This window comes from Azospirillum oryzae, assembly GCF_008364795.1.
GTDB classification, from domain to species: Bacteria; Pseudomonadota; Alphaproteobacteria; order Azospirillales; family Azospirillaceae; genus Azospirillum; species Azospirillum oryzae.
Window position 1 is genome coordinate 146,464 of record NZ_VTTM01000003.1, and the last position, 13,924, is coordinate 160,387.

Genomic DNA, 13,924 nt, shown 5'->3' on the forward strand with positions numbered 1-13,924 from the left:
CGCAACATTGTCTCCCGGTGCAGGTGGAAAAATGTCGCGGTACCGCATGGGTCGGCCGCTGAATGCGCGGCAAATGCACAGCAAAAAGGCCGGACGGTCTCCCGCCCGGCCTTCCTCATGAACTTGCGGTCGCAAGGCTCCGGATCAGGCCAGCGCGGCCAGCGCCACGCCGCCCAAACCGACACCAGCCAGGCCGATGGCCGCACCCAGGCCGCGCAGGGCGAGGGCCGCCCCGGTCCCGCGGGCGATCCCGCGCAGCGACAGGGCCGCGGCGACGCCGGCGCCGTGCAGCAGCGCGGTCGCCAGCGCGAAGCCAAGACCATAGAGCAGCGGCTGCGCCGCCTCCGGCATCTCGGCGCCATGGGCATGGCCGTGGAACAGGGCGAACAGCGCCACCACCGCCATCGACAGCGACAGCGACAGGCGCGACTGCGCGGCGACCAGGGCGCCCAGCGCGATCACCGACCCGGCGATCCCCAGCTCCACCGCCGGCAGCGCGATGCCCGCCATGCCCAGCAGGCCGCCGCCGATCATGGCGGTGACGAAGGCGGCCGGCAGCGCCCACAGGGCGGCACCGCCGCGCTGCGCCGCCCACAGCCCGACCGCGACCATCGCCAGCAGATGGTCCCAGCCGCCGACCGGATGCAGGAAGCCATGGACGAAGCCGGCGTCATGGGCACCGAAGGTGTGGGCGTCGGCGACCGCGGGCAGCACCAGCCCGGCCAGCAGCACGGCCGAGGCGAGGGGGAAACGTTTCATGGACCAGTATCCTCTGAGGTCGTGTCGCGCTGTCGCGGCGAAGTGTAGCAGAAAGCGTCAGCCCGGCCATGGCCGGGACAGCGGTTCCACCCCGCCGGACCTACGTCGTTTGACGCAGGTCAATGTGTTGCACCCCCGATCCGTCACGATGCGCTTCCCCGTTGCCACAGGAATCCTCGATGTCCGCAGCCACGCTTCCCGGAGAGGGTTCGGTATCCGTCCGGCTGTGGCTCGGCGGAGATGGGGATGGGGGCGGAAAAGACGGAATGACCATCCGCCGGGCCGAGGTCGCCACCCGCCGTCCGCGGGCCGTCGCCGCCCTGGTCGGCCGCAAGGCGGAGGAGGCTGTGCGGCTGGCTCCCCTGCTGTTCAGCCTGTGCGGCAGCGCCCAGGGGCTGGCCGTCGCCCGCGCCTGCGAGGCGGCGCTGGGCATCGATGCAAACAACCATGAGACCGCCCGCGCCCTGCTGACCGATGCGGAGGCGCTGGACAGCCATGGCTGGCAGGCAGTGGTCGAATGGCCGGCGCGCCTCGGCGCACCGCCCCGGCCGGCGGCCCTGCGCGATCTGCGGGCGGCGGTGTCCGCGGTCATGCCGGCGCTCTACCCGGCCAAGGACGGGCTGCGGCCCGGCGGCGGCGGGCTGCGGCCGGACACGGCGGCCCTGCGCGAGGCGCTGGCTCACATGGCCGGCTGGCTGGAGACGACCGTCTTCGCCGGCCCGACGCCGCAGGATGCCGACGACCTCGCCCGCTGGGCGGCAAGCGGCGGCAGCGACGCGGCGCGGCTTGCCGCCCGGCTGCTGTCGCCCGATCTGGCCGGCTGGGGTGCCTGCGGAACGCCGCTGCTGGCTGAGCGGTCGCCCGGCTGGTACGCGGCGGCGCTGAGCGGCGACCCGTCCTTCGCCGCCAATCCCCGCTACATGGATACCACTGCCCTGACCGGCCCGCTGGAGCGGCAGGCCGACCACCCGCTGGTCGTCTCGGTGACGGAGCGGTTCGGCGATGGGCTCGCCCGGCTGTTCGCGGCGCGTCTCGCCGATCTGGCGGAACTGCCGCGGCGGATGGAGGCGGCCATCGCGGACCTTGGCCCTGCCGAGCCCGCCGTTGCCGGATCGTTGGCTCCCGGCGAAGGCTGCGGCGTGGCGGAGACGGCGCGCGGGCGGCTGGCCCACTGGCTGCGGCTGGACGGCGATGGGCGGCTGGCCGACGCCCGCATGGTGGCGCCAACCGACTGGAACTTCGCCGCCGGCGGCCCGCTGGCGCGCGGGCTGGCGGGGGCCGCGGTGCGCGACCGCGACGACGCGGTGGACCGGGTGCGGCTGCTGGTCGCGATGCTGGACCCCTGCGTCGCCTGCGGCATAGAAGTACACGAATGACGAGCGCTTGCCCAAGCCTGCGGGCAGGCCGATGATGGGCAGGGCGGACGGATTGCGGATCGAAGAGCGGGAGAGCGCGTGATGTGCACGGTTTGCGGATGCGGCGAGGGCGAGACCCGGATAGACGGCAAGGCCGCCGATGCCGGGCATGAGCATATCGGCCCCGACGGCAAGGTCTACCGCCACCGCCATGGCGAGGCGCACCACCATGCCCATCACCACCATGACGACACCCACGAGCATGTCGCCCCCGACGGCACGGTGTTCCGCCACAGCCATGACGAGCATGGGCACCATCATCACGATCACCACCGCCCCGACCGTGCCGACGCCATCGACGGCGGCGCCGCGCTGAACCAGCCGCGGCTGGTCACCATCGAACGCGATATCCTGGCGAAGAACGACGGTCTGGCCGCGGTCAACCGCCGCCGCTTCGCCGAGCGCGGGGTGTTCGTGCTGAACCTGATGTCCAGCCCCGGATCGGGCAAGACCACCCTGCTGACCCGCAGCCTGACCGACCTGAAGGGCCGTTTCCCCGTCGCGGTGATCGAGGGCGACCAGCAGACCAGCTTCGACGCCGACCGCATCCGCGCCACCGGCACCCCGGCGGTACAGGTCAACACCGGCAAGGGCTGCCACCTCGACGCCTCCATGGTGGCGCAGGCCGCCGACAGGCTGGCGGCCGAGGGCCAGTTCGCCGAGGACGGCGTGCTGTTCGTCGAGAATGTCGGCAATCTGGTCTGTCCCGCCGGCTTCGACCTGGGCGAGACCCACCGCGTCGTCGTCCTGTCGGTGACGGAGGGGGAGGACAAGCCCCTGAAATACCCGGACATGTTCGTCCGCGCCGACCTGCTGGTCGTCAACAAGATCGACCTGCTGCCGCACCTGAGCTTCGACGTGGAGCGCATGATCGGCTACGCCCAGCGCCTGAACCCGTCGCTGGCGGTGATCCAGCTTTCGGCCACCACCGGCCAGGGGCTGGAGGAGTGGTACGACTGGATCGCCGACGGTCTGGCGGAGGCCCGCGCCTCCCACGCCGCCACCCATACTGCCGCCGTCTGACCGGAGGACCACCGCCATGTGCCTTGCCGTCCCCGCCCTGGTCACCGCCCTGCTGCCCGACGACCGCGCCACCGTCAGCCTGGGCGGCGTCACCTCCACCTGCTCGCTGGAGCTGGTGGAGGATGTCGCCGTCGGTGACTATGTGATCCTCCATGTCGGCTACGCCCTGTCCCGCCTGGATGCCGAGGAGGCCGAGCGAACGCTCGCTCTGCTGGCCGAAGTCGCCGACGCCGCGGCCTGACGTCCCTCCCCCCACACACCCGCCGACCACCCGGACCCCCGCCATGACCGACCGCCGCCTCTTCACCCGCAAGCTCGACATCGCCCGCGGGGCGGTGGACATGACCCACGGGTCGGGCGGCAAGGCGATGGCGCAGCTGGTGCGCGAGCTGTTCGCCGCCGCCTTCGCCAACCCGTATCTCGACCAGGGCAACGATCAGGCCGCTTTCGACGTGCCGGGTGGGCGCATGGTGATGACGACCGACGGCTTCGTCGTCTCGCCGCTGTTCTTCCCCGGCGGCGACATCGGGTCGCTTGCCGTCCACGGCACGGTGAACGACGTCGCCATGGCCGGCGCGGTGCCGCTGCACCTGACCGCCGGCTTCATCATAGAAGAGGGCTTCCCGCTCGCCGATCTGAAGCGGGTGGTCGACAGCATGGCCGCCGCGGCGCGCGAGGCCGGGGTCGCCATCGTGTCGGGCGACACCAAGGTGGTGGAGCGCGGCAAGGGCGACGGCATCTTCATCACCACCACCGGCATCGGCATGGTGCCGGCGGGCGTCTCCCCCTCGGGCGACCGGGCGCGGCCGGGCGACGCGATCCTGGTCAGCGGCACCATGGGCGACCATGGCGTCGCCATCATGTCGACCCGCGACAATCTGGGCTTCGAGACGGCGATCCTGTCCGACAGCGCGGCGCTGAACGGGCTGGTCGCGGCGATGGTGGCGGCGGTGCCGGACGTGCATGTGCTGCGCGACCCCACCCGCGGCGGGCTGGCGACGACGCTGAACGAGATCGCCCACCAGTCCGGCGTCGGCATGCGGCTGCGCGAATCGGACATTCCGGTGCGGGCGCAGGTCGCGGCCGCCTGCGAATTGTTGGGGTTGGACCCGCTCTATGCCGCCAACGAAGGTAAACTGATCGCGATCTGCGCCGAGGAGGAGTGCGACCGTCTGCTCTCCGTCATGCGCGACCACCCGCTGGGACGGGACGCCGCCCGCATCGGATGTGTGGTGGAAGACCCCCACCGCTTCGTTCAGATGGAGACCCGCTTCGGCGGCCGCCGGATCGTGGACTGGCTGACCGGGGAACAGCTTCCCCGGATCTGCTGACCCGTACCGGCGGGCTAACTCACCCTTTCCAAAGGTCCCGTCCCTTTGGCGGGACCCCTTTCGCGCGCTGGCCGTTGCCTCTCTCGGATGGTCCTATGCTCTGACCAGAGACGATCAGCGACGAGAGAATATAATGGCGTTGTCCAACATCGCCCTTCTGGGCGCTCCCCGTCTGGACCCCGGCCGGATGGCCGGAACCCGGTCGGCGATGCAGGCGATGGACCGGCTTCCCGGTTGCCCACCCTTGCACAGGCACCGCGTGAAACGCGCCTTCGACATCGTCGGCGCATTGGGTCTGCTTGCCGTTTTCGGGCCGTTGATGCTCGTGCTCGCCTGGATGGTGGCGCGCGACGGCGGCCCGGCGGTGTTCGGCCACCGGCGCATCGGCGCCGACGGGCGCCCCTTCACCTGCCTGAAATTCCGCTCCATGGTGGTCAACTCGGCCGAGGTGCTGGAACGGCTGCTCGCCACCGACGAGACGGCACGCGCCGAATGGCTGGCGACGCGCAAGCTGCGCAACGACCCGCGCATCACCCCGGTCGGCCGCTTCCTGCGCAAATCGAGCCTGGACGAGCTGCCGCAGCTCATCAACGTCCTGCGCGGCGACATGAGCCTGGTCGGCCCCCGCCCGATCATCGACGACGAGGTGTCCTATTACCACGCCTGCTTCCCCTTCTACACCCGCTGCCGCCCCGGCCTGACCGGGCTGTGGCAGGTCAGCGGCCGCAGCGACGTCGATTACGTGCGCCGCGTCCAGCTCGACACCGCCTATGTCGTCGGCTGGAACTTCTGGGCCGACATCGGCATCATGCTGCGCACGGTGCGGGTCGTGGTGAAGGGCAGCGGCGCCTACTGACGCCCGCCCTCTCCGAAAGCGCTCATCCGTTCAGACAGGTCGCGCGCTCCCTTGGGGCGCGCGACATCGCCGTTTGCACTCCCTATTTGTGGAGTCCGCCCACTTGCGCGGTTCGGCCGATCCGTCTCGGACATGACCCTCTTGCCGAAATCGGGATGGATTTTGAGAATGGGCGGACGACGTGCTAGGGTCGCGGCAACCGGCGAAACACTGGTATAAGTGAACGATGCGCGTAAGACCGCCGGCCGGATCGGCCAGTCAAGAGGGTCCAAGGATGGCGAAGCTGCTGGCTGCCTTGCTGCTGATGATGGTGGCGATCGGTCCCGCCTGCGCCGTGGCCCCCACCAGCCGTGCCGACACCGTCGCGGCGCTCGACCGCTACCGGACGGATTTCGCGAAGATCCGCGGCTATGGATCTCTGTCCACCGCCGACCGCAATTACGTCCTCTTCTCGGACGCCATGCGCCGCGTCCTGACGGAGCATGTGAAGGCCTACGATCCGCAGGTGCTGATCGACAAGGCCGAGGACGGGCTGAAGAAGAAGAAGGCGGAGAACCCGAAGGCCAGCGACCGCATGCTGACCGAGGCGGCGCTGGACAGCATGCTGGGCTCGCTCGACCCCTATTCCAGCTTCCTCGACGCCGAGCGCTACCGTTACTTGCGCGAACAGACGCAGGGCGAGTTCGGCGGGCTGGGCATCGAGGTGACGATGGACGAGGAAAGCGGCCTGATCAAGGTCGTCTCCCCCATCGACGGCTCGCCGGCCGCCCGCGCCGGCCTGCGCAGCGGCGACCTGATCGCCCGCATCGACGACGTGGCGGTGAAGGGGCTGAACCTGCACGACGCCGTCGCCCGCATGCGCGGCCCCGTCGGCAGCTCCGTCGCCCTGTCGATCCGCCGGCCGCCGGCGACCGAGGCCAACACCCGCGTCTCGCTGACCCGCGCCATCGTGAAGATCCAGCCGGTGCGCTACCGGCTGGAGGGCAACGTCGCCTATGTCCGCATCGCCACCTTCAACCAGTCGACCTCCTCGTCACTGGACGCGGCGATCGAGGCCATGCGCCGGCAGGCGAAGGGCCGGCTGACCGGCGCCGTCATCGACCTGCGCAACAACCCCGGCGGCCTGCTGGAGCAGGCGGTGCAGGTGGCCGACCGCTTCCTGGAAACGGTGGACATCGTCTCCGTCCGTGGCCGCGATCCGGAGGAATCCCGCAACTACCGCGGTACCCCCGGCGACCTGCTGGCCGGGCTGCCGGTGGTGGTGCTGATCAACAGCGGCTCGGCCTCGGCGTCGGAGATCGTGGCCGGCGCCCTGCAGGACCATCACCGGGCGCTGCTGTTCGGCTCCCGTTCCTACGGCAAGGGGTCGGTGCAGACGATCTCCTCGCTCAGCGTCGACACCGGCATCCGCCTGACCACCGCCCGCTACTACCGCCCGTCGGGGGCGCTGGTGGACTGCTTCGGCGTCTCCCCGAACCTGGAGGTCAAGCCGACCCACGGCAGCACCGAGGAAACCCACCCCGACCCCGCCACCTGCGACGCCAACGCACCGGTGCCGCCGAAACCGCAGGTGTGGCTGGCCCAGGACATGTGCCCAGACGTGATGGACAAGGCCCCCAAGCCCGACGACGACCGCCCGCTGGAATGCGCCGTCTCCGCCATCCGCAACCGCCTGACCGGAACATTGGCCGGCGGGGAGTAAATCTCCCTCTCCCGCCTCTCGCACAAACTTCGTTTGTGCTGACGGCGTCAGGCGGATCGGAGATCCGCTGAGAGCCCCGGGAGAGGGCGTTTTCCTACCCCACGAACCCCGCATCCATCACCCGCGTCTCCACCGTCCAGCCGGTGCCATGCGCCGCGATGGCGGCGATGGTGCCGGGCAGCACCCGGCGGTCGAACAGGCTCCAGTCCGCCGGCACCCCGACATCGCCGCGCAAGCCCCCGCCGATCTCCAGCAGGGCCGGCGGCGCACCGGGCGTCACCTCCACCGCGAACTGGTCGAGCGGCATCGACAGCCCGACGCCGGCCGCCTTGATGAAGGCCTCCTTCCGGGTCCAGGCCAGCAGGAATCCCTCGTCCCTCCGCTCCGGCCCCAGCGTCTGCAAGGCGGCGCGCTCGGTCGCGTGGAAGAAGCGGTCGGCGATGCCGTCGGCGCTTTCGATCGGGCGAAGCCGCTCGATATCGACGCCGATCCGCCCTTCCGCCGCCACGGCGATGGCCAGCGCATCCTCGCTGTCGCTGAGGTTGAAGGCCGGGCCGCCGGCCAGCGCCGGCTTGCCGTGCGTGCCGTAATCGAAGACCAGCCCCGCCGGATCGCGGCCGGTGCAGCGCCCCAGCAGCAGCCGCAGCAGCCCACGCCGCAGGATGAAGCGGTCGGTCAGCCGTTCCATCATGAAACGGTCGGCGCGCTCCACCTCGTCGGCGGACAGCAGGGCACGCATCGCCTCCCTGTGGGCCGACAGGGCTGCCAGATCGGCGAACCAGACGCGGACGACTCCGGGCGCCGGATCATAGTCGCCGGCCCCCCCTGCTACGGTCCCGGCGGCGGCCTCCGTGATGGTCCCGTCATGCATCGGACAGCGATCCTCCCTCTCAATTTAGCGTCCTGGCTCCGGCAAGGGTTTCGGGTATCATGCGCGCCTCTCGCATCCGCCCCTGCATCCGGACCAGGATCCCATGGTTGACACCGCCCTGCTCGCCCCGCACCTGACCAACGTTCTTCGCGACGCCTTCATCCCGGAGCTGCCCAATCATTACCGCGGCAAGGTGCGCGAAAACTACGACCTTCCGGACGGCAGGCGCATCCTCATCACCACCGACCGGTTGTCGGCCTTCGACCGCGCCCTGACCGCCATCCCCTTCAAGGGGCAGGTGCTGACCCAGACCGCCCGCTTCTGGTTCGAGGCGACGAAGGACATCTGCGCCAACCACGTGCTGGAATACCCCGACCCCAACGTGGTGGTGGCGAAGCGCCTGACCATCATGCCGGTCGAGGTCGTGGTCCGCGATTACATGGCCGGCACCACCGGCACCTCGATCTGGTCGATGTACAAGCAGGGCCGGCGCGAGATGTACGGCCACATCTTCCCCGACGGGCTGCGCCAGAACCAGAGGCTGGAAACCCCTATCATCACGCCGACCACCAAGGCCTTCGACGCCGGCCATGACGAGGAGCTGACGGCGGCCGAGATCGTGGGCCGCAACCTGCTGACCCGCGCCCAGTGGGACGAGGTGTCGGACAAGGCGCTGGCCCTGTTCGCCCGCGGCCAGAAGATGGCGGCGGAGCGCGGCCTGATCCTAGTCGACACCAAGTACGAGTTCGGCTTCGACGAGGACGGCAACATCCTGCTGGCCGACGAGATCCACACCCCCGACAGCTCGCGCTACTGGTTCGCCGCCAGCTATCAGGAGCGGTTCGAGGCCGGCGGGAAGCCGGAAAGCTTCGACAAGGACTTCGTCCGCAACTGGGTCGTCGCCCGCTGCGATCCCTACACCCAGGACATCCCGGAGATCCCCGGCGACGTGGTTCTGGAAGCGGCCCGCGTCTACATCGAAGCCGGCGAGACCATCACCGGCCGCCCGTTCGAGGTGCCGGCCACCGCCGTCCCGATCCTCGACCGTATCCGCGCCAATCTGGCGCCCTACTTCACCAAGTAAGCGGGGGTCGGGCTCCATGCGCGTCGCCGTCCTCGACGATTACCAGGGGGTCGCCCGCGACCTCGCCGACTGGTCGCAGCTGCCGCCGGGCAGCGACCTGACGATCTTCGAGCAGCCGCTGGCCGGTTCCCAAGGCGACCCGGACGCGGTGGCGGCGGCGCTGGAACCCTTCGACGTGCTGGTCATCATGCGGGAACGCACGCCGTTCCCCGCCGCGCTGATCGACCGGCTGCCGAACCTGAAGCTGCTGGTCACCACCGGCGCCCGCAACAACGCCGTCGACCTGAAGGCCTGCACCGCCCGCGGCATCCCCGTCTGCGGCACCCGCATGGTCGGGGCGCCGACGGCGGAACTGACCTGGGGCCTGATCCTGGCGCTGGCCAAGCGCATCCCGGCCGAAGAGCGGGCCCTGCGCGAGGGCCGCTGGCAGACCGGCCTGACCGGCGATCTCGGGGCCAAGCGGCTGGGTCTGGTGGGCTTGGGCAAGCTCGGCAGCAAGGTCGCCAAGGTGGGTCAGGCCTTCGGCATGGAGGTGGTGGCCTGGAGCCCCAACCTGACCGACGAGCGCGCCGCCGAGGCCGGAGTGACCCGCGTCGAAAAGCGCGACCTGTTCGCGACCTCCGACGTGGTCAGCGTCCATCTCGTGCTGAGCGAGCGCACCCGCGGCGTGGTGGGGGCGGCGGAGATCGGCGCGATGAAGCCGACCGCCTTCCTCGTCAACACCTCGCGCGCCGGGCTGGTGGACGAGGCGGCGCTGGTCCATGCGCTGCGCCACGGCCATATCGGCGGCGCCGGCATCGACGTCTTCCCCATCGAGCCTCTGCCGAAAGACAGCCTTTGGCTTGACCTTCCCAACACCGTGCTGACGCCCCATCTGGGCTACGTGACGCGGGAGAATTACGCGGTGTTCTACCGCGACGCCCTGGAGGACATCCTGGCCTGGACGGCCGGCTCACCGGTGCGGCTGCTCTCTCCCGCCTGAACGGGCAACTGGATGGAGGGTGCGGGTGAGCCGGAACAATACGGTCGGGGGCAGCGGCACAAGCGGTTTTTGGGCGAAGCTGAGCCGGCACCAGCTGGGCATGCTCGTCAGCCTCTCGGCCATCGCCGGCCTGCTGTTCGGCTTCGTCGAACTGGCCGGCGAGGTGATGGAGGGCGAGACCACCGCCTTCGACAAGCGCATCCTGCTGGCGCTCCGCGATCCGTTGAATCCCGACCTGCCCGGCGGCCCGTGGTGGCTGGCCCGGATGGCGCGCGACATCACCTCGCTCGGCAGCACCACCATCCTCGCCATCCTCACCGCCGCCACGCTGGGCTTCCTGCTGCTTCTGCACAAACGGGCGGCGGCCCTGCTGGTGCTGGTGGCGGTCGGCGGCGGCGGGGCGCTCAGCACCGTGCTGAAGATGCTGTTCGACCGCGCCCGTCCCGATCTGGTGCCGCATGGCGATCAGGTGATCTCCGCCAGCTTCCCCAGCGGCCACGCCATGCAGTCCGCCGTCGTCTACCTGACGCTGGGCGCCCTGCTGACCCAGTTCGTCGAGGGCCGGCGCACCAAGGCCTATCTGCTGAGCTGGGCGATGGTGCTGACCCTCATCATCGGGGCGAGCCGCGTCTATCTGGGCGTCCATTGGCCGACCGACGTTCTGGCGGGCTGGAGCGTCGGCGCGGCCTGGGCGGCGCTGTGCTGGATGGTCGCCGAATGGCTGCAGCGCCGCGGTGCGGTGGAGCAGGACCGGCCGGAAGCGACGGCCGGACGGTAATCGCGGTGCGTCGCACAAAAGGTTAACAAGCGGCTTGAATACGGACGCTTGCCCGCCGATAGTGTCGACCCTACCCCTTTCGGATCAGGCCGCACCATGCCTCAGGGCACCCTCGACCGCGAAACCCTGGAAGCCGTCGGCGTCCTCGCCCGCGCGGTGGAGCGCGAGCGGGTGCCCGGCGTCCTGGAATGCCGCCTGCTGGCGAACGCCCTGAAGCGTACCCTGGACAGCGGCCGGGAACGAGAACTGACCGAGGCGTCGCGCGTGTTCCGCACGCTGGATGTGGACCTGCGCGAACGCATCGTCGCCCGTGCGCGGGTGGAAGCGCAGCAGGCCCGCGCCCAGGCGAAGGCCGCTGCGGCACCGGACACCGCCATCGACCGGGAGGAGGTCACTCAGGAGATTCCGGCGCTGCCCGCCTGGCGTGTCTCCGAACCGAAGGGCCGCGAACAGAAGGCGCGCGCCGGCACCAATTTCCTGGCCGCCCTGAACGGCCTGCGCCCGGCGGCCGCCAGCGGCTCCAATGCCGGCTCCAGCCGGGGCGCGGCCCGCGACCGCCTGCGCGCCGCCGTCGATTCCCAGCGCCGCGTCGGCCGGCGGGTGGAACCGACGCTGGACTGAGGGGCGCCCCCCTCAGCCGTCCCCCTCAGCGCATTCAGCGGATGAAGAACTGGACCGGGACCACCAGTTCGATGCGGTCCTTCGCCATCTCCTCCGGTGGAGCCGGCAGGGGGGAGGCGCGATGGACCATCTCCACCGTCTCCTCGTCCAGCGACGGCACGCCGGAACTGCGGTCGAGCCGGACCGACAGCACGTTCCCGTCGCGGTCGATGGTGAAGCGGACCTGGGCGACCCCTTCCTGCCGGCGGGCCTGGGCGGCGCGCGGATAGCGCTTGTGCCGTTCCAAATGGCTCAGCAGCCGTCCCTGCCAGCTCGGAACCGCCCGGCTGGGTGCGGCCGAGGGGGCCGGCGCCGCCGGTGCGGGAGCCGGAGCGGGCGGAGCGGCCACGGGGGCCGGCTGCACCGGCTGGGCCACCGGCCGGGGCGGCTTCGGCTTTTCCGGCTTGGGCTTCGGCGCTTCCTTCTTCACCTCGGGCTTCGGCTTAGGCGGTTCGGGCGGCGGCTTTGGCATCACCACCTCCGGCTCGACCACGGGGGGCGGCTCCGGCGGCGGCGGTTCCTCGACCACCGGTTCGGGTTCCGGCGGCGGTTCGGGTTCCGGTTCGATCACCGGCTCCGGCATCGGTTCCGGCAGGGGGATGTCGATGGCCGGCGTCGGTTCCGGCGGCGCCACCGGCAGCGGCGCCAGTTCCAGCAGCACGGCCGGCGGATCGGCCTCCGACGGCGTGATCGGCACATGCCAGGCGACCATCGCCACGCCGGCCGCGGCATGGACGCCCAATGCCAGCATCAGGCTGCCGCCCCAGCGGAAAGCCCCGCGCGCCGGACGCTCCGCCCCGTCGGCGGACCAGCCCCCCGCCGCCTCCTGGTCGAAGGCCGCACTCATGGCGCCGGCGCCGCTTCCAGCCCGACAAGGCCGATCTTCAGGTAACCGGCGGCGCGCAGGCTGTTCATTACTTCGGTCAGCGCGCCGTAATCGACGGTCTTGTCGGCGCGCAGGAAGACGCGCTGGGTCTTGTCGCCATGGGTGGCGGCGTCCAGCGCCGCGCCCAGGGCCTCCCTGGTCGTCGTGGTCTCGCCCAGCGACAGCGTCTTGTCGGCCTGGATGGTCAGGAACAGCGGCTTGTCCGGCCGCGGCGTCGGCGTGGCGGTGGAGGCCGGCAGATCGACCGGCACATCCACCGTCGCCAGCGGCGCCGCGACCATGAAGATGATCAGCAGGACGAGGACGACGTCGATGAAGGGCGTGACGTTGATCTCATGGGTTTCGGTCAGATCGTCGTCGCTGCCGCTGGAGCCGAGGCGCGCACCCATTGCCGTTACTCCGCCGCGCGGGAATTGCTGTGGGGACGCGGCAGCGCGTGGCGGTCGATGTCGCGGCTCAGCAGGCGCAGCACCGCCGCCGACGCGTCGGTCAGCTGCGCCTTGTGGCCGCCGATGGCACGGCTGCAGGCGTTGTAGACCACCACCGCCGGGATGGCGGCGACCAGCCCGATGGCGGTGGCCAGCAACGCCTCGGCGATGCCCGGCGCCACCACGGCGAGGTTGGTGGTCTGCGCCTTGGAGATGCCGATGAAGCTGGTCATGATGCCCCACACCGTGCCGAACAGGCCGATGAAGGGGCCGGTCGAGCCGATGGTGGCGAGGATGCCGGTGCCGCGCGCCATGCGCCGGCCGGCCGCCGACTCGATCCGCTCCAGCCGCGAGGCGGCGCGGTCCATCAACCCGTCGCGCGACGGCGCGTCGGCCGACAGGTGGGTCTCGGCGACCACGGCGCGGACCAGCGCCGCGGCGGTGCCCTGGCTGAAGCCGACCCGCTCCGCCGCCTGCGACAGCGAGCGCGCCTCCTCCAGCATCGCCAGCGCCGTGCGCGCCTTGCGCCTGGCCGACGACAGCTCCACCGTCTTGGCGATGGCGATGGTCCAGGTGACGACCGAGGCGAGCGCCAGACCCACCATCACCGCCTGCACCACCGGGCTGGCGGTGACGAACATGCCCCAGGGCGACAGGTCGTGCGGCAGCGAGGCGAGAGCCGCGGCAGCCGCGTCCGGAACGGCCTGCGCCGCCCCCGCCACTCCGCCCGCCGGTCCCTGCGCCGCACCCAACGGCGCCGGGGCGGGCGCGGCGGCCTCCTGCGCGCGGGCGGCGGCGCCGGCCATCAGAGCCCCGGCACCGGCAAGTGCGGCGGTCAGCGCAGGACGGTGGCGAAACGATGTCGGCATGGCGGTCCAACTCCCCCTCGGCGCGTGTCCGGCACGCGCGCTGTAAAAATCACAAGGCAAAAATCCCGACGGCACTCCGGCGCTATGCTCCGGAGTGGATACCCCAACGCGGTTATAATGCGAATGAGTCGCACTCGCACTGAAAATCGACCGCTGCCGGCGGGGAAACATGCGTTTTTGTGGGAATTCGCCGCGCTAAGACCGTGATTTGATTGGCCTTGCGAACAGTCTCGGGCGCCTGAACCGCCACTGCGACCAAGTGCGAATAAGTCTCAATACC

15 protein-coding genes are annotated in these 13,924 nt (G+C 70.7%); 10 read left to right on the plus strand and 5 right to left on the minus strand.

Annotated features, from left to right (window positions below):
- Window positions 1-144: 144 nt before the first annotated feature.
- Entirely contained in the window at window positions 145-759 is a 615-nt protein-coding gene (locus FZ938_RS12175; protein ID WP_149198758.1) for a HupE/UreJ family protein, read from the minus strand.
- Between the two features lie 266 nt (window positions 760-1,025).
- Here FZ938_RS12175 and FZ938_RS12180 point away from each other — a divergent pair, with 266 nt between their 5' ends.
- From FZ938_RS12180 to FZ938_RS12205, 6 genes are all read left to right on the plus strand, one after another.
- On the plus strand, window positions 1,026-2,135 hold the full coding sequence (locus FZ938_RS12180; protein WP_246457326.1) for a nickel-dependent hydrogenase large subunit: 1,110 nt from the start codon (window positions 1,026-1,028) through the stop codon (window positions 2,133-2,135).
- Window positions 2,136-2,216: 81 nt separating this feature from the next.
- Window positions 2,217-3,197, plus strand: a complete 981-nt coding sequence (gene hypB / locus FZ938_RS12185; protein WP_149198760.1) for a hydrogenase nickel incorporation protein HypB — start codon at window positions 2,217-2,219, stop codon at window positions 3,195-3,197.
- A 16-nt stretch (window positions 3,198-3,213) separates the two neighbouring features.
- A complete protein-coding gene (locus tag FZ938_RS12190; protein WP_149198761.1) occupies window positions 3,214-3,438 on the plus strand; it encodes a HypC/HybG/HupF family hydrogenase formation chaperone in 225 nt (74 codons plus the stop codon).
- A 43-nt stretch (window positions 3,439-3,481) separates the two neighbouring features.
- Complete coding sequence (hypE, locus tag FZ938_RS12195; RefSeq protein ID WP_149198762.1) at window positions 3,482-4,528, plus strand: hydrogenase expression/formation protein HypE; 1,047 nt, start codon at window positions 3,482-3,484, stop codon at window positions 4,526-4,528.
- Window positions 4,529-4,661: 133 nt separating this feature from the next.
- Entirely contained in the window at window positions 4,662-5,384 is a 723-nt protein-coding gene (locus tag FZ938_RS12200) for a sugar transferase (protein ID WP_246457327.1), read from the plus strand.
- 274 nt (window positions 5,385-5,658) lie between these two features.
- A complete protein-coding gene (locus FZ938_RS12205) occupies window positions 5,659-7,086 on the plus strand; it encodes a S41 family peptidase (protein WP_149198763.1) in 1,428 nt (475 codons plus the stop codon).
- A gap of 94 nt (window positions 7,087-7,180) precedes the next feature.
- Here FZ938_RS12205 and FZ938_RS12210 read toward each other — a convergent pair whose 3' ends face one another.
- Window positions 7,181-7,957 (minus strand): 4'-phosphopantetheinyl transferase family protein, encoded by a 777-nt coding sequence (locus tag FZ938_RS12210; protein ID WP_149198764.1) that lies wholly within the window; start codon window positions 7,955-7,957, stop codon window positions 7,181-7,183.
- Between the two features lie 103 nt (window positions 7,958-8,060).
- On the opposite strand from FZ938_RS12210, the gene FZ938_RS12215 reads away from it, so the two are divergent.
- The 4 genes from FZ938_RS12215 to FZ938_RS12230 all read left to right on the plus strand — a co-directional run bounded on the left by FZ938_RS12215 (window position 8,061) and on the right by FZ938_RS12230 (window position 11,422).
- Window positions 8,061-9,041: a phosphoribosylaminoimidazolesuccinocarboxamide synthase gene (locus tag FZ938_RS12215; RefSeq protein ID WP_149198765.1), complete on the plus strand. Its 981-nt coding sequence runs from the start codon at window positions 8,061-8,063 to the stop codon at window positions 9,039-9,041.
- A gap of 16 nt (window positions 9,042-9,057) precedes the next feature.
- Window positions 9,058-10,023, plus strand: coding sequence for a D-2-hydroxyacid dehydrogenase family protein (locus FZ938_RS12220; protein WP_149198766.1), 966 nt, complete (start codon window positions 9,058-9,060; stop codon window positions 10,021-10,023).
- A gap of 25 nt (window positions 10,024-10,048) precedes the next feature.
- Window positions 10,049-10,801 carry a phosphatase PAP2 family protein gene (locus tag FZ938_RS12225; protein ID WP_246457328.1) on the plus strand — a complete coding sequence of 251 codons (753 nt, stop codon included), beginning with the start codon at window positions 10,049-10,051 and terminating at the stop codon, window positions 10,799-10,801.
- Between the two features lie 96 nt (window positions 10,802-10,897).
- Entirely contained in the window at window positions 10,898-11,422 is a 525-nt protein-coding gene (locus FZ938_RS12230; protein ID WP_149198767.1) for a hypothetical protein, read from the plus strand.
- Window positions 11,423-11,456: 34 nt separating this feature from the next.
- Here FZ938_RS12230 and FZ938_RS12235 read toward each other — a convergent pair whose 3' ends face one another.
- The 3 genes from FZ938_RS12235 to exbB are packed head-to-tail and all read right to left on the minus strand — an operon-like array spanning window position 11,457 to window position 13,644.
- Complete coding sequence (locus FZ938_RS12235) at window positions 11,457-12,308, minus strand: energy transducer TonB (protein WP_149198768.1); 852 nt, start codon at window positions 12,306-12,308, stop codon at window positions 11,457-11,459.
- Window positions 12,305-12,736 (minus strand): TonB system transport protein ExbD, encoded by a 432-nt coding sequence (gene exbD, locus FZ938_RS12240; protein ID WP_109076478.1) that lies wholly within the window; start codon window positions 12,734-12,736, stop codon window positions 12,305-12,307. The genes FZ938_RS12235 and exbD overlap by 4 nt, the downstream gene beginning before the upstream one ends.
- 5 nt (window positions 12,737-12,741) lie before the next feature.
- Entirely contained in the window at window positions 12,742-13,644 is a 903-nt protein-coding gene (exbB, locus tag FZ938_RS12245; RefSeq protein ID WP_246799011.1) for a tonB-system energizer ExbB, read from the minus strand.
- Between the last annotated feature and the right edge of the window lie 280 nt (window positions 13,645-13,924).

Coding starts and splice junctions, on each gene's coding strand:
- FZ938_RS12205 (WP_149198763.1), top strand. CDS start 5,659: ATGGCGAAGCTGCTGGCTGCCTTGCTGCTGATGATGGTGGCGATCGGT.
- FZ938_RS12175 (WP_149198758.1), bottom strand. CDS start 759: ATGAAACGTTTCCCCCTCGCCTCGGCCGTGCTGCTGGCCGGGCTGGTG.
- exbB (WP_246799011.1), bottom strand. CDS start 13,644: ATGCCGACATCGTTTCGCCACCGTCCTGCGCTGACCGCCGCACTTGCC.
- FZ938_RS12180 (WP_246457326.1), top strand. CDS start 1,026: ATGACCATCCGCCGGGCCGAGGTCGCCACCCGCCGTCCGCGGGCCGTC.
- FZ938_RS12220 (WP_149198766.1), top strand. CDS start 9,058: ATGCGCGTCGCCGTCCTCGACGATTACCAGGGGGTCGCCCGCGACCTC.
- FZ938_RS12215 (WP_149198765.1), top strand. CDS start 8,061: ATGGTTGACACCGCCCTGCTCGCCCCGCACCTGACCAACGTTCTTCGC.
- FZ938_RS12235 (WP_149198768.1), bottom strand. CDS start 12,308: ATGAGTGCGGCCTTCGACCAGGAGGCGGCGGGGGGCTGGTCCGCCGAC.
- FZ938_RS12200 (WP_246457327.1), top strand. CDS start 4,662: ATGGCGTTGTCCAACATCGCCCTTCTGGGCGCTCCCCGTCTGGACCCC.
- hypE (WP_149198762.1), top strand. CDS start 3,482: ATGACCGACCGCCGCCTCTTCACCCGCAAGCTCGACATCGCCCGCGGG.
- exbD (WP_109076478.1), bottom strand. CDS start 12,736: ATGGGTGCGCGCCTCGGCTCCAGCGGCAGCGACGACGATCTGACCGAA.
- FZ938_RS12210 (WP_149198764.1), bottom strand. CDS start 7,957: ATGCATGACGGGACCATCACGGAGGCCGCCGCCGGGACCGTAGCAGGG.
- FZ938_RS12190 (WP_149198761.1), top strand. CDS start 3,214: ATGTGCCTTGCCGTCCCCGCCCTGGTCACCGCCCTGCTGCCCGACGAC.
- hypB (WP_149198760.1), top strand. CDS start 2,217: ATGTGCACGGTTTGCGGATGCGGCGAGGGCGAGACCCGGATAGACGGC.
- FZ938_RS12230 (WP_149198767.1), top strand. CDS start 10,898: ATGCCTCAGGGCACCCTCGACCGCGAAACCCTGGAAGCCGTCGGCGTC.